General features: G+C 69.5%; 14 protein-coding genes and 1 pseudogene. 7 read left to right on the top strand and 8 right to left on the bottom strand.

The features are described from left to right. Nucleotides 1–146: 146 nt before the first annotated feature. Nucleotides 147–887 carry a class I SAM-dependent methyltransferase gene (locus tag ACZ7LV_RS23870; protein ID WP_471941992.1) on the top strand — a complete coding sequence of 247 codons (741 nt, stop codon included), beginning with the start codon at nucleotides 147–149 and terminating at the stop codon, nucleotides 885–887. 97 nt (nucleotides 888–984) lie between these two features. Here the strand turns inward: ACZ7LV_RS23870 and ACZ7LV_RS23865 are convergent, their stop codons facing one another. The 7 genes from ACZ7LV_RS23865 to ACZ7LV_RS23835 all read right to left on the bottom strand — a co-directional run bounded on the left by ACZ7LV_RS23865 (nucleotide 985) and on the right by ACZ7LV_RS23835 (nucleotide 11,836). Then, nucleotides 985–2,103, bottom strand: coding sequence for an ABC transporter ATP-binding protein (locus ACZ7LV_RS23865; protein ID WP_401672871.1), 1,119 nt, complete (start codon nucleotides 2,101–2,103; stop codon nucleotides 985–987). Between the two features lie 14 nt (nucleotides 2,104–2,117). Next, on the bottom strand, nucleotides 2,118–3,179 hold the full coding sequence (locus tag ACZ7LV_RS23860; RefSeq protein WP_471941990.1) for an ABC transporter ATP-binding protein: 1,062 nt from the start codon (nucleotides 3,177–3,179) through the stop codon (nucleotides 2,118–2,120). Nucleotides 3,180–3,194: 15 nt separating this feature from the next. Next, complete coding sequence (locus ACZ7LV_RS23855; RefSeq protein ID WP_471941988.1) at nucleotides 3,195–4,172, bottom strand: ABC transporter permease; 978 nt, start codon at nucleotides 4,170–4,172, stop codon at nucleotides 3,195–3,197. 99 nt (nucleotides 4,173–4,271) lie between these two features. Beyond that, nucleotides 4,272–6,065 (bottom strand): ABC transporter substrate-binding protein, encoded by a 1,794-nt coding sequence (locus ACZ7LV_RS23850; protein WP_471941986.1) that lies wholly within the window; start codon nucleotides 6,063–6,065, stop codon nucleotides 4,272–4,274. 101 nt (nucleotides 6,066–6,166) lie between these two features. Next, the gene (locus ACZ7LV_RS23845) at nucleotides 6,167–7,213 is read right to left on the bottom strand and encodes an ABC transporter permease (RefSeq protein WP_471941984.1); all 1,047 of its coding nucleotides are present in this window, start codon (nucleotides 7,211–7,213) and stop codon (nucleotides 6,167–6,169) included. A 380-nt stretch (nucleotides 7,214–7,593) separates the two neighbouring features. After that, nucleotides 7,594–9,501, bottom strand: a complete 1,908-nt coding sequence (typA, locus tag ACZ7LV_RS23840; protein ID WP_471941982.1) for a translational GTPase TypA — start codon at nucleotides 9,499–9,501, stop codon at nucleotides 7,594–7,596. Nucleotides 9,502–9,730: 229 nt separating this feature from the next. Then, a complete protein-coding gene (locus ACZ7LV_RS23835) occupies nucleotides 9,731–11,836 on the bottom strand; it encodes an ABC transporter family substrate-binding protein (RefSeq protein WP_471941980.1) in 2,106 nt (701 codons plus the stop codon). 297 nt (nucleotides 11,837–12,133) lie between these two features. Between ACZ7LV_RS23835 and ACZ7LV_RS23830 the strand changes: the two genes are divergently transcribed. The 4 genes from ACZ7LV_RS23830 to ACZ7LV_RS23815 are packed head-to-tail and all read left to right on the top strand — an operon-like array spanning nucleotide 12,134 to nucleotide 16,034. Then, nucleotides 12,134–12,424, top strand: coding sequence for a hypothetical protein (locus ACZ7LV_RS23830; RefSeq protein ID WP_401672855.1), 291 nt, complete (start codon nucleotides 12,134–12,136; stop codon nucleotides 12,422–12,424). A 33-nt stretch (nucleotides 12,425–12,457) separates the two neighbouring features. Beyond that, nucleotides 12,458–13,294: a hypothetical protein gene (locus tag ACZ7LV_RS23825; RefSeq protein ID WP_471941978.1), complete on the top strand. Its 837-nt coding sequence runs from the start codon at nucleotides 12,458–12,460 to the stop codon at nucleotides 13,292–13,294. Between the two features lie 17 nt (nucleotides 13,295–13,311). Continuing rightward, the gene (locus ACZ7LV_RS23820) at nucleotides 13,312–15,252 is read left to right on the top strand and encodes a fumarate reductase/succinate dehydrogenase flavoprotein subunit (protein ID WP_471941976.1); all 1,941 of its coding nucleotides are present in this window, start codon (nucleotides 13,312–13,314) and stop codon (nucleotides 15,250–15,252) included. Then, nucleotides 15,249–16,034, top strand: a complete 786-nt coding sequence (locus ACZ7LV_RS23815; protein WP_471941974.1) for a succinate dehydrogenase/fumarate reductase iron-sulfur subunit — start codon at nucleotides 15,249–15,251, stop codon at nucleotides 16,032–16,034. Before ACZ7LV_RS23820 ends, ACZ7LV_RS23815 begins: the two co-directional genes overlap by 4 nt. Here the strand turns inward: ACZ7LV_RS23815 and ACZ7LV_RS23810 are convergent. Further along, on the bottom strand, nucleotides 16,023–16,943 hold the full coding sequence (locus tag ACZ7LV_RS23810) for a class I SAM-dependent methyltransferase (RefSeq protein ID WP_401672845.1): 921 nt from the start codon (nucleotides 16,941–16,943) through the stop codon (nucleotides 16,023–16,025). The two genes, ACZ7LV_RS23815 and ACZ7LV_RS23810, sit on opposite strands and share 12 nt — an antisense overlap. Before the next feature lie 301 nt (nucleotides 16,944–17,244). On the opposite strand from ACZ7LV_RS23810, the gene ACZ7LV_RS23805 reads away from it, so the two are divergent. Together ACZ7LV_RS23805 and ACZ7LV_RS23800 are read left to right on the top strand one after the other, a co-directional pair. Next, the gene (locus ACZ7LV_RS23805; protein WP_471941972.1) at nucleotides 17,245–18,849 is read left to right on the top strand and encodes a hypothetical protein; all 1,605 of its coding nucleotides are present in this window, start codon (nucleotides 17,245–17,247) and stop codon (nucleotides 18,847–18,849) included. Between the two features lie 103 nt (nucleotides 18,850–18,952). After that, nucleotides 18,953–19,329: pseudogene (locus ACZ7LV_RS23800) on the top strand (hypothetical protein); the annotation flags it as partial.

Genomic DNA, 19,329 nt, shown 5'->3' with positions numbered 1-19,329 from the left:
GCCCTTTGGGCTAGGGCCTGTCCGACAATGCGCGTCGCCGCCCGGAGGGCGGCTGATCCGAACGACCGGGCAAGGCGGCATCCGTTCCTCCGGCGTAAATCCCTGATCCCTGTACTGATCAGCCGTACAGCAGGCACACTGCCCGGATGGTTGATCGTTCCTTCGGTGACGCCTTCCTCGCCGGGCTGTACGACGCGCTCAACCCGTGGGGTCCGGGTGACGACTTCTTCCTCGATCTGGTGATGTCCGCCGACGCCGTGCTCGACGTGGGCTGCGGCACCGGACGCCTCCTCGGGCGGGCCCGCCGGGCCGGGCACGAGGGCCGGCTGACCGGAGTCGATCCCGCCGCCGCCATGCTCGTCCAGGGCCGCCGGGCGACCCGCGAGGTGGAGTGGGTGCTGGGAGATCTGCGCTGCACGGCGTGGCGTGAGGAGTTCGACCTGGTCGTGATGACCGGGCACGCCTTCCAGGAACTGGTCGGCGACGAGGAACTGCGGCTCACGCTCGCCGCGGTCCGCGAGAGTCTGCGGCCGGGCGGGCGGTTCGTCTTCGACACCCGCAATCGGGCCGCCCGCGCCTGGGAGACGTGGACCCCGGAGCGGATCCGCGAGGTGCCCGGCCCGGACGGCGACCCGGTGCGGGTGTGGCACGAGACGCGGACGCCGGTGCTCGGCGAGCGGGTGTCGTTCACCGAGACGTTCGACGCCCCGCACTGGGACGAGCCGCGGACCAGCCTCAGCACGATCAGGTTCCTGGACGTCACCACGCTGGACCGCCTCCTCGACGGGGCGGGGCTTCTCGTGCGGGAGCGGTACGGCGACTTCGACCGCGGGCCCTTCACCGCCACGAGCCCCGAGATCGTCAGCGTCACGGCTCGGGCGGACTAGGGCCCGTCCGACAATGCCCGTCTGCGACGACGGGCCCCCAGGGCAGCGCGAAGCCCCCGGGACCGGTGTGCGCCGGTCCCGGGGGCTTCACGTGGGCTCAGTCCTGGTCCTGGGCCTCCTCCAGCGCCTTCAGCGCCGGGTCCAGGACGACGTCCTCGCCGCGGGCCTCCGTGGTGGGCTCCTCCGGGAAGTGGCAGGCCGTCAGGTGGCCGTCCCGGTTGCCGGAGATCTGCACCAGCGGCGGCTCGTCCGTCGCGCACTTGTCCTGCGCCTTCCAGCAGCGGGTGCGGAAGCGGCAGCCGGACGGCGGGTGGATCGGCGAGGGCACGTCACCGGCGAGGCGGATGCGCTCACGGCCCTCCTCCTCGTCCCCGAACTCGACCTCGGGCACCGCGGAGAGCAGGGCGTGGGTGTACGGGTGCCGCGGCCGGTTGTAGATCGAGTCGCGGTCACCGACCTCGACCACCTTGCCGAGGTACATGACCGCCACGCGCTGCGAGAAGTGCCGCACGATGGCCAGGTCATGGGCGATGAACATGAAGGCGATGCCCAGCTCCTGCTGCACCTTCTGCAGCAGGTTCACCACCTGCGCCTGGATCGACACGTCGAGCGCGGAGACCGGCTCGTCGGCGACGATCAGCTTCGGGTTCAGGGCCAGGGCGCGGGCCACGCCGATGCGCTGGCGCTGGCCGCCGGAGAACTCGTGCGGGAAGCGGTTGTAGTGCTCCGGGTTGAGGCCGACGAGCTCCAGCAGTTCGCGGACCTTCTTCTCCCGGCCGCCCGCCGGGTTGATCCCGTTGACCTCCATCGGCGACTTGATGATCGTGCCGACGGTCTGCCGCGGGTTCAGCGAGGAGTACGGGTCCTGGAAGATCATCTGGATCTCGGACCGCACCGGCGCGAGCTGCCGGCGGGAGGCGTGCGTGATGTCCTGGCCCGCGTACGTGATCTGGCCGGACGTCGGCTCCAGCAGCCGGGTGATCAGCCGGCCCGTCGTCGACTTGCCGCAGCCGGACTCGCCGACCAGGCCGACGCTCTCGGCGACGCCGACGGTCAGGTCGACGCCGTCGACGGCCTGCACCGCGCCGACCTTCCGTTTGATCGGGAAGCCGCCGAATATCGGGAAGTGTTTGGTCAGGCCCTTGACCTCGAGCAGCGTCTCGCTTCCGGTGCCGGTGGAGCCCTGCTGTGCGGGGAGGGTGAGGTTCTCGCTCATGATCTCGGTTCTCCCTAGCGCAGCCGGGGCTGGATCTCGTCGATGAAGATGGTCTGCTTCTGCTCGGCCGTCAGGTGGCACGCCGAGGCTCGGCCCTCGCCCAGGGGCGGCCGTGCGTCCGTGCAGAGGGTGCCCGACACGCGGTCCTGGAAGGCGCAGCGCGGGTGGAAGGGGCAGCCCGACGGCGGGTTGAGCAGCGACGGCGGGGAGCCCGGGATCGGCGTCAGTTCCTCGAGGATGTCGCCGTCCAGCCGCGGCATGGAGCTGAGCAGGCCCCAGGTGTACGGGTGCTTGGGAGTGCGCAGCACCTCCTTGACGGTGCCGCGCTCCACGGCCCGGCCCGCGTACATCACCAGCAGGTCGTCGGCCATCTGCGAGATGACCCCGAGGTCGTGGGTGATGAAGATGATCGCGGAACCGAACTCCTGCTGCAGATCCTTGAGCAGGTCCAGGATCTGCGCCTGCACGGTCACGTCGAGCGCGGTGGTCGGCTCGTCGGCGATCAGCAGGTCGGGGTCGCACATCAGCGCCATGGCGATCATCGCGCGCTGGCGCATACCGCCGGAGAACTGGTGCGGGTAGTCGTCGAAGCGCACCTTGGGCTGCGGGATGCCGACCTTCTCCAGCATCTGGATCGCGCGGTCCTTGGCCTCCTTCTTGGAGGCACCGGTGTGCTTCATGTACGGCTCGGACAGCTGCCTGCCCACCGTGTAGTACGGGGAGAGGGCGGTCAGCGGGTCCTGGAAGATCATCGCCATCTTGTTGCCGCGGAGCCGCTCCAGCTCCCTCTCACCGGCGGTAACGAGCTCCTTGCCGTCGAGGACGATCTCGCCGTCGACGGTGGTGGTCCGCGGGCTGTGCAGGCCCAGGATCGTCAGGTTGGTGACGGACTTGCCGGAGCCGGACTCGCCGACGATGCCCAGGGTCTTGCCGCGCTCGACATCGAAGGACAGTCCGTCGACCGCCTTGACGATGCCGTCCTCGGTGGAGAACTGCACCCGCAGGTCACGGACCGAGAGGAAGCTCTCAGGCCCGGTCGGGGCCGGGGCGTCCTCGGTCTTGGTCAGTGTGGTCACGGTGGTTCGTTCTTCCTAGGAGAGACGGACGCGCGGGTCGATCCAGGCGTACACGATGTCGACGAGGATGTTCAGCAACAGGATGACGAAGGCGCCGACCAGCATGACGCCCATCGTCAGCGGGAGGTCCTTGGTGACCGCGCCGTCGACCGCGAGGCGGCCGATGCCCTGGAGCGAGAACGTCAGCTCGGTGACGACGCCGCCGCCGAGCAGGGAGCTGATGTCGATGCCGAGGACGGTGACGATCGGGATGAGCGAACCGCGCCAGGCGTAGCGGAAGAAGACGTACCGCCTCGGCATGCCCTTGGCGCGGGCCGTGCGGACGTGCTCCTCGGCGAGCTGCTCGATCAGCGAGGCGCGCGCCATACGGGTGTACTGCGCCGTGAAGATCGTGGCCATCACGGCCATGGGGATCCACAAGCCCCCCAGCCAGCCCAACGGACTCTCCGTGAACGGCACGTACTTCGGATCCTCCACCCAGCCGGTGCTGTACACGAAGATCAGCAGCACGATCGGGCCGAGGAAGTAGATCTGCATCGAGCTGAGGACCATGGACGTACCGGTGGCGATCTTGTCCGCCGCGGTTCCCCGGCGATAGGCGGCCAGCATGCCGGCGCCGATGCCGATGGTGAGGAAGACGACCATGGCGCCGACGGTCAGCGAGAGGGTCAGCGGGAAGCGGTCCATGATCGTGTCCCAGACCAGGTCGCCCGAGTAGAACGACTGGCCGAGGCACGGGGCCGGGCAGTGACCGTCGGGGAAGTCACGGCCGACGACGATGCCGGACATGAAGTCCCAGAACTGGGTGGTGACGGGCAGGTTGAGGCCGAGCGCGTGCCGGATGGCCTCGAGTCTGTCGGGCGAGCAGTCCCTGCCACAGGCCAGTGAGGCGTAGTCGGATGGCGCCGCGACGAAGAGGAAGAAGGTTGCGGCACCGATGAGGAACAGGGTGACGACGGCACCGACCGTGCGCCGAAGGATGAACTGAAGCATGGCGGGAAGGCTGCTCTCTGCGGAGACGGTGGGAGGTTTGCGTGGAACCGCGGGGGCGCGCTCCGCCTGGTGCGCACCCCCGCGATCAGCCGTAGAGAGTTACGACTTCAGGAACAGTCGGGTGACGTCGATGTAGCTGGACTCGGTGCTGTAGCGGGCACCGCCGATGTTCGAGCCGTAGAGCTGGAACTGCTTGGTGTACCACAGCGGAGCGGCCGGGTTGATCGTCTCGAGGATGTAGTGGTGCGCCTCGATCCAGGTCTTGGCGGCCTCGGTCGGCTCCTGGGTCAGGGCCTTGTGGATCAGCTCCTGGACCTTCGGGTCGTTGATGTGCGAGTAGTTCGGCGAACCCTCGGCGATCTGGTCACCGTCGTAGACCGGCGTCACGACCGTGGCCGGGGACGGCCAGTCCTGGCCCCAGCCGGAGATGTAGATGTCGTACGGGTTGTCGACCTTGCCGATCTGCTCGTAGTAGCTCGCGGAGTCGACCTCCTTGGCCACGATGTCGAAGCCGACCTTGGTCAGCGCGTCCTCGACGGCGACCTTGCGCTTCTGACCCTGCTCGCTGTTGTTGTAGGCGAACACGAGCTTCTTCTCGGCGGCCGGGACGCCCTTGAGGAGCTCCTCGGCCTTCGCGATGTTGCCCTGCGGCGTCTTCAGACGGCCGTAGGGGTCGTAGCCGGCCTCGTAGCCCGGCAGGGTCGGGGCGAACAGGTTCGGGGCCACGTCGCCACCGTAGGCGCCACCCTCACCGGCGATCAGCGACTTGGAGTTCACCGCGTAGGTGATGGCGTCGCGGACCTTCTTGTTCTTGACCCGGTCCAGGTTGAAGTTCAGCACCTGGACGTAGGGCTGGTAGCCCTTGATCGTGCGCTTGTTGACCGCCGGGTCGCCGACGACGTCCTGGATCTGGGTGGACTCGACGCCGCCGGTCAGCTGGATGGCGTTCTTGGAGCCGCCCTGGTCGGAGATCAGACGCTTGGTCTGGGTCGACTCGGTGACACCGAACTGGAAGTCGAAGCCGTCGAGGTACTGGTGCCGGACGGAGTCGGACTTCGGGTCCCACTGGTCGTTCTTGACCAGCTTGAGGACCTTGCCGATCTTGTACTCGGCGATCTTGTACGGACCGGTGGAGACCGGGGCCTTGTCGTACTTCTCCTTCGTGTCGGACTTCTCCGGAACGATGGAGTAGCCCGGCATGGCCAGCGTCTGCGGGAGGTCCGGACGCGGCTTGTCGAAGTGGAAGACGATGGTCTTGTCGTCCGGGGTCTCGAGGACCGAGTCCGGCAGGTGCTTCTTGCCGAAGCCGCCGTCCGGCAGCGCCTCGCGGTACTTCGCGCCGCTCAGCCAGGTCTGCAGGTACGTCGGGCCGTCGAAGATGAACTCCGCGTACTGGCGCTCGATGGTGTGGCGGACGTCGGCAGAGGTGATCGCGTTGCCGTTCTGGTCCTTGACGCCGTCCTTCAGCGTGAAGGTCCAGGTCTTGCCGCCTTCGGTGGACTTGCCGGAGTCGGTCGCGAGGTCACCGACGACGGAGACACCGCCCTTGCCGTCCTCCTCGAAGTTGGTCAGGCCGCGGAAGAGCAGGTTGGCGACCTGGCCGGCGTCGGAGACGTAGATCTGGCCCGGGTCCAGGTGGGACAGACCCGACTCCTGGAAGACGGTGATGGTGCCGCCGGGCTTGGCTCCGGGGACCTCCTCGGCCGGGCCGGCCGAGGCCGCGGCGTCGGCGTAGGTGACCGCCTTCGACTGGGTGGCGGCCTCCTTCTGGTCCTTCTTCGAGTCCTTGTTGGAGCTGGTGCCCTTGTTCTCGGAGCACCCGGTGAGCGCGAGGGAGCCGGCCGCGAGGGCGACGACTATGGCACGCGCTCTGCGCGAGGTGAGCGACTTCATAGCGGTGAATGCACCTACCTGTCGGTTGTTATCCATGAGTACTGCCTGACGCGGCTGGTAGGCCGTCGCGGGGGCGGCAGTCACCCCCCACCAATGGACGATTAGCGCCCGGACTTGGGGTCGAAGGCATCCCGTACCGAGTCTCCGAGGAGGTTGAAGCACAGGATGAAGATCACCAGCGCCACTCCGGGGAAGAACATGAACGCCGGGTCCTGCTCGGCGTACTTGGCGCCGGCGGCGAACAGTCGTCCCCAGTCCGGTGTCGGCTCGACGAAGCCGACACCGGCGAAGGAGAGGAAGGCGATGGTGAGGATGGTGCTCGGGAGCTGGTACGTGAACTGGATCAGGATCGGGGAGACGACGTTCGGCAGGATCTCCTTGCGGACGATCCGCCACGGGGACGCGCCCGCGACCTTGGCCGCCTCCACGAACTCCCTCTCGCGCAGCGACAGCACCGTCGAGCGCACGATACGCGCCATGCTCATCCAGCCGAGCAGCCACAGCACGATCAGGATCGCCAGCGCCCGGAAGTACGTGGGGGTCTCCTCCCGGGGGTCCACGAAGAACGCGGTCACGACCGGCATGAAGGCGATGAAGAACAGCTGCTGCGGGAACGAGAGGAAGAAGTCGGTGACCCGGCCCAGCCAGTAGTCGGTACGGCCGCCGAAGTAGCCGCCCACCAGGCCGATGACGATGCCGGTCACCATCAGCAGCGTGGTCACGCCCAGCGCCATGAACAGCGAGGTGCGCATGCCGTACATCAGCATGGCGAACAGGTCACGCCCGTACTGCGGCTCCACACCGAACCAGTGGTCCGCCGAGACACCGCCGAACCAGCCGAGCGGAAGACCGAAGTCGTCCAGCACGGGCCGGTCCGCGTAGGTGGGGTCCTGGCCGTACAGCGTGTACGGATCGGTGCCGCTGATCGACGTCAGCAGCGGGGCCGCGAGCGCGGCGACGAAGTAGAAAATCACTACGCCGGCGCAGATCATCCCTGTACGGTCACGCTTGAAGCGCTGCCACATCAACTGCCCGGGGGAACGACCCTCAAGCTTCTTCGTTCCCTTGGCGACCTCGGAGGTCGCGTCGAGCTCTGGGTCCAAGGCGACCGTGGACCCGGAGCCCTCGGCCTTGGTTGGACTGGTCATGTTGTTCTTCCCCCGGGGGGTTGGAGAGTTGAGCGCAGCACAGATACCGGCAGGTTCTGTGGTTTGGGGGAACTTTCGCCAAGTGCATCAACGCGCGTCAAGGGCGCAAGACACAGGGATCTCCCTCGCGTCCATTTTTTGAGCAAAAATTGCAAAGATTGACACCTGCGCGCGCTTGACAAGTGAGATGGGAAGTCGACCTTTCGGACATACCGGGAGGGATTTTTGTTTACATGTCCGAAACTTGATCGCCAGGGCACCGATATCCGAACAGGGCTTCAAGATTCGCCCACAGGCTCCTGAAAGCGCCCAACACGAGGACCCGGCTCCCTCCCGTCACGGAGGGGGCCGGGTCCTGTCAGAGGGCCCTTGAAGGGCCGTCAGCCGTGCTTGGCGCGGCTCGCGGCGCGGGCACGCTCACGCGCGTCCAGGTTGACCTTCCGAATGCGAACGGCCTCCGGGGTCACCTCGACACACTCGTCGTCGCGGCAGAACTCCAGGGACTGCTCCAGCGACAGCTTGCGCGGCGGCACGATCGACTCGGTCACATCGGCCGTGGAGGACCGCATGTTGGTGAGCTTCTTCTCCTTGGTGATGTTGACGTCCATGTCGTCGGCACGGGAGTTCTCGCCGACGATCATGCCCTCGTACACCTCGGTGCCGGGCTCCACGAAGAGCACACCGCGCTCCTGGAGATTCGTCATCGCGAACGCGGTGACGGCACCCGAGCGGTCGGCGACCAGCGAGCCGTTGTTCCGGGTCTGCAGGGTGCCGAACCACGGCTCGAAGCCCTCGTGGATGGAGTGCCCGATGCCCGTGCCACGGGTCTGCGTGAGGAACTCCGTCCGGAAACCGATCAGACCCCGGGACGGCACGACGAACTCCATGCGGACCCAGCCCGAGCCGTGGTTCGACATGTTGTCCATGCGGCCCTTGCGGACGCCCATGAGCTGCGTGACGGCGCCCATGTGCTCCTCGGGCACGTCGATGGTCATGCGCTCGACCGGCTCGTGCACCTTGCCGTCCACGTCCTTCGTGACGACCTGGGGCTTGCCGATGGTCAGCTCGAAGCCCTCGCGGCGCATCGTCTCGACCAGGATGGCCAGCGCCAGCTCACCACGGCCCTGCACCTCCCAGGCGTCCGGCCGCTCGGTGTCCAGCACCCGGAGGCTGACGTTACCGATCAGCTCGCGGTCGAGACGGTCCTTGACCTGGCGGGCGGTGACCTTGCGGTCCTTGACGGCCGCCTTGTTGTCGGCGCCCTTGCCGGTGGCGCCACGGCCGACCAGCGGAGAGGTGTTGGTACCGATGACCATGGAGATCGCGGGCTCGTCGACCGTGATCAGCGGCAGCGCCACCGGGTTCTCCGGGTCGGCCAGGGTCTCGCCGATCATGATGTCCGGGATACCGGCGACGGCGCAGATGTCACCGGGGCCGGCCATCTCCGCCGGCTTGCGGGTGAGCGCCTCGGTCATCATCAGCTCGGAGATGCGCACGTTGCCGACCGACCCGTCGCGCTTCATCCACGCGACCGTCTGCCCCTTGCGCAGCTCGCCCTGCTCGACACGGAGCAGCGCGATACGGCCGAGGAAGTTGTCGGCGTCCAGGTTGGTGACGTGGGCCTGGAGCGGGCCGGCCTCGTCGTACGTCGGCGCCGGGATGTGCTCCAGGATCGCGGAGAAGAACGGCTGGAGGCTGGTGGAGTCGGCCGGGACCGTGCCGTTGTCCGGCTTGGTCAGCGAGGCGATGCCGTCACGGCCGCAGGCGTAGACGATCGGGAACTCGATCTGCTCCTCGTCCGCGTCCAGGTCGAGGAAGAGGTCGTAGGTCTCGTTGACGACCTCGTCGATACGGGCGTCGGGACGGTCCGTCTTGTTGATGCACAGGATGACGGGGAGCCGGGCCTGGAGCGCCTTGCGCAGCACGAAGCGGGTCTGGGGCAGCGGGCCCTCGGAGGCGTCGACCAGCAGCACGACACCGTCGACCATGGAGAGGCCGCGCTCGACCTCGCCGCCGAAGTCGGCGTGGCCGGGGGTGTCGATGATGTTGATCGTGATCGGGTCCCCGCCGTCCTTCGGGTGATACTTCACCGCGGTGTTCTTGGCGAGGATCGTGATGCCCTTCTCACGCTCCAGGTCGTTCGAGTCCATCATGCGGTCGTCGACGGAGTCGAGCTGGTGCGCGGCGAAGGCACCGGCCTGCTTCAGCATGGCGTCGACGATGGTCGTCTTGCCGTGGTCGACGTGGGCGACGATGGCGACGTTACGGATGTCGTGGCGCGTGGCCATATTGCGGCGTTCTCCCGGGATGGTGAGGACGGCTACGCGTAGGACTGTGTTACGCGCGCCCTGCCGGGCTTGACACGCCACGGCCTCACCCCATGGTACGGGGCTACCGCGGGTGAGGCTTGCGGGGATACGTCGGCGCAGGTGGGGGGCCGACCGAGGGCGGACCACGACGGCTCGGCCCGGCGCCGCGGGGTGTCGCGACGCCGGGCCGAGCAGGGGGAGGGATCAGTCAGTTCCCGGTCTTCGCCTTCGCGGGCTGCTGGGGCTTCAGGAAGCCCATGTCCTGGTAGATCGGGGTCTCGAATCCGAAGGAGCCGGTGTTGGCGAGCGTCTTGCGGGCGACGGTCAGCTGGGGGCGCTGGTAGAGGGGGATGGAGCCCGCCGCGGCCCAGATGCGGGAGTCCGCCTTGCGGACCAGGTCGCGGGACTCCTCCTCGTCCAGCGTGCCGACGGCCTGGTCGAAGAGCTGGTCGACCTGGTCGGTGCCGACCCGCGTGTAGTTCTGCTCGATGCTCAGGGAGCCGTCGGCGGCCGGTACCGGCTTGGCGTAGATCGGCCGGGCGTCGGTCGCGGGGAACGCGGAGGCCGGCCAGGAGTACAGCGCGAGGTCGTACTCGCCGTTGGCGACGTGGTCCTTGAAGTAGCTCTCGTCGGGGACCTTCGAGGTCTCCGTGGTGATCCCCACCCGCTTCAGCATCCCCGTGATCCGGTCCGCGACCCGGTGCAGCGTGTCGGACCCGGGCCCGGACGGCAGGACGAAGCGCAGCGTGAGCGGCTTGCCGTCCTTGGCGAGCGGCCCGGCGGCCGGCCCGGGAGCCGCGGTGCCCTGGGGCGCGTAGGCGCCCTGCGCCCCGCCCCCCTGCTGGACGTGCTGCTTGCCGTCCTGGGCGAGGTTGCGGGGGTACTCCTGGTGGTCACGCCACTCGGTGTCCTCCCCGGCCTTCCCGTCCTGGTCGGCCTTCCCGTCCTGGTCGGCCTTTCCGTCCTCGCCGACGATGTAGGTGCCGTCGTCCTCCCCGGCCGACTCCCCGGACTCCGGTGACGCCGACGTGCCCTTCGGCCCCGCCGCCTTCTCCTTCTTCTGCTCCTTCAGCGGCCCGCCGCGCACCCAGCCGGCGTCGGCGAGCAGCGCCTGCGCCTCCTTGGTGTCCTCGCCCCCGAGCGCGCCGCTGTTGTCGGCGTAGGCCTCCTGCCCGGCCAGCGCGAGGTGACTGCCGACCGGGTCGGTCGGCAGGCCCAGCGGCTTGAGGACGACCTCCGCCAGTTCCCGGCGGTCCAGGGCGCGGGCCACGGCCCGGCGGACCCGTTCGTCGGCGAGCGGACCCGCGGCGCCGTTGAGGGCGAGCTGGGTGTAGGCGGGTTCCAGCGACTTGCGGACCTCGTAGCGGGCCAGCGCCTGGGTGTCCGCGGGCACGGCCGCCGTGCCGCCCTGGGCCGGCGAGGCGGACCCCTTGGGCTGCCCGGCGAGGTCGACGCGCCGCGCGGTCGCCACGTCGATGTCGGCGAGGTCCAGGGTCCCGGCGGCCAGCGCCTCGGCGCGCTTCTCGCGCGGCACGGCACTCAGCACGATCTTGGAGAGCTTGGCCGGCTCGCCCCACCAGCGGGCACTGCGGACGAGGACGACCTGGTCCTTCTTCTTGTCGACGTTCTGCACCGTGAAGGGCCCGGCGGTGACCTTGAGCTTGGTGCGGGCGCCGTCGTTGAAGGAGTCGGGCGTGCCCATGACCTCCTTCGGGTACAGCGGCGAGAACAGCGACCGCCAGTCGGCGTAGGCCCGGCTGAAGGTGACCTTGACCTCCAGGTTGCTGCCGCCCCGCTCGATCCGCTCGATCCGCTCGTACCCGGCGTTGCGCGCGGTCCAGTAGGCGCTGTCCTTCCCGGACAGGGCCCGCCACTGGGCGGCGAAGTCGGCCGCGCCGAGCTCGCGCCCGTCGCTCCAGACGGCCTGCTGGTTGAGCTTGTAGAGGACCACCTGCCGGGGCTCGGTCTTCACGACCTTCGCCGATTCCAGGTAGTCGGAGTTGATCTCCGGCCGGCCGTTCTCGGTCAGTCGGAACATCGACGGCAGCACGGCCTGGGCGATCTTCGTGGTGGTCGCGTCGGCGTCGGCCTGGAAGGTGTTCAGCGTGTCGGGTACGGCGTCCACGGCCCAGCGCAGGGTCCCGCCGTCGGCGACCTGCGCGCGGGCGGCGGGCGCGATGTCCTGTCCGGCCAGCGGCTTGCCGGCATCGTCGTCCGAGCCGCACCCGGCCAGGGCGGGCACCGCGAGCACTCCCGCGGTGAGGAAGGCGACCGAGCGCATCACCGCGCGCAGTGTGACGCCGTGGTGGGACATCTCTGCTTACCTCCGGGAGCCGCGGGGGTTACGATCACTTTTGGTGGTATATGGAGCTGATCAGATGTTTTCAGCTTGATGCGGCCACTGAAGAGGAAAGGGTTCGGCAACACCGGGCGACACGGCGACGACGGCCGGGAAGCCCACCCGTGCGGCGCAACACACCGTGGGATGCACCGGAACGCCTCGGCCAATCGGTGCACGTCCCTTCCCAGCGACAGGTGTGACGCGCAACACTCGCAGGCGCATGACCGTTGCCACCCACGGCCACCGTGCCGACGGAAGTGAGGTCACGTCATGTCCGTGCACGACGAACTGACAACGGTGCAGCGCTGCCTGGACGACCTGTCCCGGTCGCTGGGCCGCCTGGAGCAGCAGCTCGGTACCGGCGGGCTCGACATACGCCGCGTCCGCACCGACTGCGAACACCTGCGCGAGAGTCTCGCGCTGCTCCGCGAGGCGGCCAGCTCTCCGGCCGCGCAGCGGCGCCCGGAGCTCGTCACCATTCCGGACACCCCGTACGACAACAGCCTGTGGGTCGACACGGACGACGAGGGACTCGGCGCCCGCGACCGACGCGCACCCTGACCGGCCCGAGTCCCGACCGACCGGAGTCACACCTTGGCCACTGGTACGGAACCCACAACCACAGATCCCCATCCCTCCGGCGGCGGCGTCCGGTCGGCCTCGCGCGCCGCGATCGCGGCCCCGCATCTGCGGACCGATCGCTGGTGGCTGGCGCCGGCCGCCACCGCCGCCGGGCTGTTCGCCTTCATCGTGTACTCGACGTGGCGGGCCTTCGCGAACACCGACTACTACGCGGCCCCCTACGTCTCGCCCTTCTACTCCCCCTGTCTGGCGGAGAACTGCGAGCCGATGAAGGGGGGACCCAACTGGGAGCTCTTCGGCAGTTGGTGGGGCATCTCCCCCGCGATCATCATCCTGATCTTCCCGCTCGGCTTCCGGCTCACCTGCTACTACTACCGCAAGGCCTACTACCGGGGTTTCTGGGCGTCCCCGCCGGCCTGCGCGGTGGCCGAGCCGCACCAGAAGTACTCCGGTGAGACCCGCTTCCCGCTGATCCTGCAGAACGTCCACCGGTACTTCTTCTACGCGGCGATCCTGGTCGCCGGCATCCTGACGTACGACACCGTGCTCGCCTTCCGCGACGAGAACTACGCGTGGGGCCACATGGGCCTCGGCACCCTGGTGTTCCTCGTCAACATCGTGCTGATCTGGGCGTACACGATCTCCTGTCACTCCTGCCGGCACATCGTCGGCGGCAAGCTCAAGCACTTCTCCAAGCACCCGGTGCGCTACCGGATGTGGCAGTGGGTCGGCAAGCTGAACGCCCGACACATGCTGCTCGCCTGGGCGTCGTTGGTGAGCGTGGCGCTCGCCGACTTCTACGTCTATCTCGTCGCGTCCGGGGTCTTCGACGATCCGCGCTTCTTCTAGATGAGTGGGGCCTTTTGATGTCCGTGGTCGAGCGACAGGAGTGGGACGTCGTCGTGGTCGGCGCGGGCGGCGCGGGACTGCGCGCCGCCATCGAGGCGCGTGAGCGGGGCGCGCGCACGGCCGTGATCTGCAAGTCGCTGTTCGGCAAGGCGCACACGGTGATGGCCGAGGGCGGGATCGCCGCCGCGATGGCCAACGCCAACCCGCACGACAACTGGCAGGTGCACTTCCGTGACACCCTGCGCGGCGGCAAGTTCCTCAACCAGTGGCGGATGGCCGAGCTGCACGCCCAGGAGGCCCCGGAGCGGGTCTGGGAGCTGGAGACCTGGGGCGCGCTGTTCGACCGTACGAAGGACGGCCGGATCTCCCAGCGCAACTTCGGCGGCCACGAGTACCCGCGCCTGGCCCACGTCGGCGACCGCACCGGCCTGGAGCTGATCCGCACCCTCCAGCAGAAGATCGTCTCCCTCCAGCAGGAGGACCACGGCGAGACCGGCGACTACGAGTCCCGTCTGAAGGTCTTCCAGGAATGCACGGTCACCCGCGTCCTCAAGGACGGCTCCCGGGTGAGCGGTGTCTTCGCCTACGAGCGGGAGTCGGGCCGCTTCTTCGTCCTCCAGGCCCCCGCGGTCGTCATCGCGACCGGCGGCATCGGCAAGTCCTTCAAGGTCACGTCGAACTCGTGGGAGTACACGGGCGACGGCCACGCGCTGGCGCTGCTGGCCGGGGCGCCGCTGCTGAACATGGAGTTCGTGCAGTTCCACCCGACCGGCATGGTCTGGCCGCCCTCGGTGAAGGGCATCCTGGTCACCGAGTCCGTCCGCGGCGACGGCGGGGTGCTGCGCAACTCCGACGGCAAGCGGTTCATGTTCGACTACGTCCCCGACGTGTTCAAGGAGAAGTACGCCGAGACCGAGGACGAGGCCGACCGCTGGTACGAGGACCCGGACCGCAACCGGCGTCCCCCCGAGCTGCTCCCCCGCGACGAGGTCGCCCGGGCCATCAACTCCGAGGTCAAGGAGGGCCGCGGCTCCCCGCACGGCGGTGTCTTCCTGGACGTGTCGACGCGGATGCCCGCCGAGGTGATCAAGCGCCGGCTGCCGTCGATGTACCACCAGTTCAAGGAGCTGGCCGACGTCGACATCACCGCCGAGGCGATGGAGGTCGGCCCCACCTGCCACTACGTGATGGGCGGCATCGCCGTCGACTCCGACTCGGCGGCGGCACGCGGGGTGCCGGGGCTGTACGCGGCCGGTGAGGTGGCCGGCGGGATGCACGGATCCAACCGGCTCGGCGGCAACTCGCTCTCCGACCTGCTGGTGTTCGGCCGCCGGGCGGGACTGCACGCCGCCGAGTACGCGGCGGGCGCGGCGGCGACCCGCCCCCGGGTGGACGACGACCAGGTGGCCTCGGCCGCGGCGGAGGCGCTGCGCCCGTTCTCGGCCGAGGCGGAGACCGAGGAGCCGGCCGGTGGCCCGCCGGAGAACCCGTACAGCCTGCACCAGGAGCTCCAGCAGACGATGAACGACCTGGTCGGCATCATCCGCCGGGAATCGGAGATGGCTCAGGCCCTGAAGAAGCTGGCCGAGCTGCGGGCCCGGGCCCGGCGCGCCGGCGTCGAGGGCCACCGCCAGTTCAACCCGGGCTGGCACCTCGCGCTGGACCTGCGGAACATGCTGCTGGTCAGCGAGTGCGTGGCCAGGGCCGCGCTGGAGCGCAGCGAGTCGCGTGGCGGCCACACCCGCGAGGACCACCCCGGGATGGAGCGCGCGTGGCGCCGCGTCAATCTGCTCTGCCGACTCGTCGATCCCACGGGCGGGTTGGGGGCGACCGACCCGGTCCGGGGCCAGATCGCCCTCGCCCGTGAGGACACCGAACCCATCCGTTCCGACCTGCTCGCCCTCTTCGACAAGGAGGAGCTGGTCAAGTACCTCGCCGAAGAGGAGCTGTACGAGTGAGCAGCTATGAGGCCCGCTTCAAGGTGTGGCGCGGGGACACGGACGGCGGCGGCCTGGAGGACTTCGAGGTCGAGGTCAACGACGGTGAGGTGGTGCTGGACATCATCCACCGGCTCCAGGCCACCCAGGCCCCCGACCTGGCGGTGCGCTGGAACTGCAAGGCCGGCAAGTGTGGTTCGTGCTCGGCCGAGATCAACGGGCGGCCCCGGCTGCTGTGCATGACCCGGATGTCGGTCTTCGACCGCGCGGAGACGATCACCGTCACCCCGCTGCGCGCCTTCCCGGTCGTACGGGACCTCGTCACGGACGTCGGCTTCAACTACCACAAGGCGCGCGAGGTCCCGGCGTTCGTGCCGCCGGCCGGACTCGGGCCGGGCGAGTACCGCATGATGCAGGAGGACGTCGACCGGTCGCAGGAGTTCCGCAAGTGCATCGAGTGCTTCCTGTGCCAGGACACCTGCCATGTGGTCCGTGACCACGAGGAGAACAAGCCCGCCTTCGCCGGCCCCCGCTTCCTGATGCGGGTCGCGGAACTGGACATGCACCCCCTGGACGCGGCGGACGAGTCCGGCCTGGACCGCAAGCGCACGGCCCAGGACGAACACGGCCTCGGCTACTGCAACATCACCAAGTGCTGCACGGAGGTCTGCCCCGAAGGCATCAAGATCACCGACAACGCCCTGATCCCGCTGAAGGAACGGGCCGTCGACCGCAAGTACGACCCGCTGGTCTGGCTGGGCGACAAGATCCGCCGACGGCCCGCGTCGTCGTCAGGAGGCTGAGGCGCGCAGATAGCCGGAGTGCGCGACCTGCCCGAGGAAGGTGAACCGGGTGTCGGAGGCCATGTGCTTCTCGAAGGCCTCCTTGATGCCCGGCCACTTCGGGTGCCCGAAGTCGTCGAGGACGACGATCCCGCCGGGGGCGACGATCTGCTCGGCCCACTCCAGGTCCTTGGCCACGCCCTCGGCGGAGTGGTCGCCGTCGACGATCACCACGCCGTAGGAGCGGTCGGAGACGGCGGCGCGCACCTCGGGGTCCTCCGAGAAGCCCTGCTGGATCCGGGTCGCGGCACCGGCCGCGCCCACCAGCGCCAGATTGCTGCGCACGGCGGCCTCCCGCACCGGCGTGCCCGTCACGTCGCCGCTCATGCTGGTGCCCGGCTGGAGCTGCTGACCGGCCAGCGGGTCGACGATCGTGAGCCGGGGGTCCCGCCCCTCCCGCTCCATCATCCGGATCACGGCCGCGCCGAACATGCCGTAGAGCGTGCCGATCTCCAGGATCTCGTCGTTCGGCGGGTCGAGCAGCGGAACGGCGGCGAGCTTGCCGCAGATGTTCATCGTGCCGCCGGCGATGCGGCCGACGCCCAGCGCCTCCATCGCGATGAGCAGCCGGAACGCCTGCGCGACCGCCCGCTCGGCGCCCTCCCCGTTCCCCGTGACATGGGTCAGCTCGGCGATCGTCCGGTTCAGGTGAGGGGTCGAGGGCAGCCGGGACGCACCGCGTCCGGTGCCGTCGAAGAACAGCTCCAGGGGCCGCTGACGGCTGCGTATCTTCTTCAGCTCCTGCTGCACGGCGTCGTGGGAGGTGTTTCCGACGACCCGCCGGACCTCACGCTGGATGCGCTGGTCGATGAGCGCGATGGCGGGCCGCAGGGCACGCCGGGCGACCTTGCTGGTGAGTAGAGCTCGCATGGATCGGTGACCCTCACAAGAATTGGGGGAAGTGCCGTGGAACGTAGGCCGCGCACAGCCACCCCACAACTAACGGAAGCACCCCAAGGGGCAAAGCTCATGTGACGTCTGTCCGACGAATCGGTGACACCGGATGCACGCGGCGCCCGGTGCGCTCCTGCGCACGGGTGACGGCGGCGACGCGGCGCGCGCCGGTCCGGGCTTCGTCCTCGCGAGGGGGGCGGCGCGCGCGGAGCAGTCGGGCCACACCAGGGGCGCACACCACTCGCGGAGCCGCATTCCTGCTCATACGCTCCGAAATGTGACGCCCTCCTCGATCCGCCGCCGGCCCCGGCGTACGCCCACGCACATATCCGTGCGGGTCGCGCACACGCTGCTCGGCGGGGTGATCGCGGTGCTGTGGCTGGTGTGGCCCGGACTGACCGCCTCGTCGAACAGCGACCGCCCGGCCGCGCTCCCCTCCACCGCCCCCACCCCGGGCGCGGCCGCCCAGGAGGAGGGGGAGGAGACCTCCACCGCCGACCTCGTCCTCCCGCTCGTCGCCCTGGGCACGGCGGCGGTCCTGGCCGCGTACACCCATGTCCGTCGGACCCGGCGCGCCCGCACTCGCACCACCCCGGGCGGACCGGCGGCCGCGCCGGACCCCGGCTCCGCGCATGCCCTGGACCGGCTCGACGAGCAGGCACGGGCTCTGCTGGTGGAAGCCGACGACTGCGTACGCGCCAGCGGCGAGGAACTCGCCGCCGCCGGGGCCACGTCCACCCCGCAGAAGCTGGAGCCCTTCGCGCGGGCGGTACGGGAGGCGCGGTGGGAGCTGGCGGCCGCGTTCGCGATACGGCAGCGGTACGACGACGGGGTCCCGTCCGAGACCTCGGCACGGCGGCAGGCGCTGGCCGGGATCGTCGGGAGGTGCACGGAGGCCGGGCGGCGGCTGGACGCGGAGGCGCCGGCCTTCGACGCGGTACGCGGCCTGGACCGGGACGTGGGGGCGGCGCTGGAGGCGGCGGAGACCCGATTCCGTGAGGTGGCCGCCCGGACGTCCACCGCCGGGGCGACCCTCGCGGCGCTCGGCGGGCGCTACGCGGCCACGGCCTGCGCGCCGGTCGTCGGTCACGTCGAACAGGCCAAGGACCGGCTGGTGTTCACCACCTTCCACCTCAACCAGGCGCGCCAGGCCGCCGATCTGGACGATCCTCGGCGCGCCGCCGCCCATCTGCGCGCCGCCGAGGCCGCGATCGACCAGTCCGCGACCTTCGGGGCCGCCGTGGAGCGCCTCGCCGGGGAGCTGTCGACGGCCGAGAGGCTGACGGGTGCCGTCCTGACGGGGGCGGAGGTGGAGATCGCGGGGGCACGGGAGCGGGTGGCGAAGGCGGCGGGCGGTGAGGCGCTCGCCGGGATCCCGGCCGGGGAGCTGACGTCACGCCTCATGCACGCCGACGCCGTACTGGCCGCCGTACGCGAGACGCTGACCGGCGGGCCGTACGACCCCCTCGACGCCCTGCGCCGGGTCGTACGGGCCGTCGCGCCGGTCTCGGCGGGGCGGGCCGGGGTGCTGGCGGTGGCCGGCGAGCTGGTCGCCCGGAGCACGACGGCCGGGGCGGCCGACTTCGTCGCGACGCACCGGGGCGCGGTGGGAGCCGAGGCCCGCACGCGCCTCGCGACCGCCCGGCGCCTGCTGACCGAGGACCCTCTCGCGGCCGACGCCCTTGCGCGCACCGCCCTGCATCTCGCCGAACAGGACGTCCGGGTGCACGGCACCCCCGCCTCCGGAACGAGCCCGCACGCGGGCGGGGTCGGCGGGGCACTGCTCGGCGGCGTCCTGCTGGGCGGGGACCCCGCTCCCGGCCCGCCCGCCGGCTTCGGCGGCCCCGGCAGCCGGGCGCGCCGTAACTTCCCACTCTCGTAACAAACCTTTCGCACCGTCAGACAACGCACGTCCGTTTTATATGATGATCGGATCCAGTTGAGAGTTGATCCGATGACGCGCGGACGAGCGGGGGCGGTTGAGCGTGATCACACCGGAGCAGATCCCACAGTTCACCGGTGATCTGGCGCAGTTGGAGCTGGATCACGCGGCGTTGAAGACGGACGCGGGCAGCATCCGGGACGCCGGTTCCGATGTCCACTCCCAGTTCCAGGGGCTGTCGGCGTTCTATCAGGCGCCGGAGGCCGAGCAGTTGTTCGCGACGACGAAGCCGGTGAAGGACCGTGCTGACGGGTTCGCGGACGATCTGGAGAAGGTGTCGGGGGCGCTGTCGTCGTATGCGGCGGAGGTGCGGCCGCTGGTGGCCAAGCTGAAGGAGTTGAAGGCGAAGGCGGTCACGTTCGTCGGGTCGGTGAAGGACGACGACGAGTGGGAGTACGACGAGGACAAGGTCGGCGAGCA

The organism is Streptomyces sp. NPDC107562, assembly GCF_055657325.1.
Note: the sequence above shows the minus strand (reverse complement) of the source record. Positions and strands in the feature narration are given on the sequence as shown.

Bases quoted from the DNA above. Each gene is read 5' to 3' on its own strand.
- ACZ7LV_RS23870 (WP_471941992.1), top strand. From the start codon at position 147: ATGGTTGATCGTTCCTTCGGTGACGCCTTCCTCGCCGGGCTGTACGAC.
- ACZ7LV_RS23865 (WP_401672871.1), bottom strand. From the start codon at position 2,103: ATGAGCGAGAACCTCACCCTCCCCGCACAGCAGGGCTCCACCGGCACC.
- ACZ7LV_RS23855 (WP_471941988.1), bottom strand. From the start codon at position 4,172: ATGCTTCAGTTCATCCTTCGGCGCACGGTCGGTGCCGTCGTCACCCTG.
- ACZ7LV_RS23850 (WP_471941986.1), bottom strand. From the start codon at position 6,065: ATGAAGTCGCTCACCTCGCGCAGAGCGCGTGCCATAGTCGTCGCCCTC.
- ACZ7LV_RS23845 (WP_471941984.1), bottom strand. From the start codon at position 7,213: ATGACCAGTCCAACCAAGGCCGAGGGCTCCGGGTCCACGGTCGCCTTG.
- typA (WP_471941982.1), bottom strand. From the start codon at position 9,501: ATGGCCACGCGCCACGACATCCGTAACGTCGCCATCGTCGCCCACGTC.
- ACZ7LV_RS23835 (WP_471941980.1), bottom strand. From the start codon at position 11,836: ATGTCCCACCACGGCGTCACACTGCGCGCGGTGATGCGCTCGGTCGCC.
- ACZ7LV_RS23830 (WP_401672855.1), top strand. From the start codon at position 12,134: ATGTCCGTGCACGACGAACTGACAACGGTGCAGCGCTGCCTGGACGAC.
- ACZ7LV_RS23820 (WP_471941976.1), top strand. From the start codon at position 13,312: ATGTCCGTGGTCGAGCGACAGGAGTGGGACGTCGTCGTGGTCGGCGCG.
- ACZ7LV_RS23810 (WP_401672845.1), bottom strand. From the start codon at position 16,943: ATGCGAGCTCTACTCACCAGCAAGGTCGCCCGGCGTGCCCTGCGGCCC.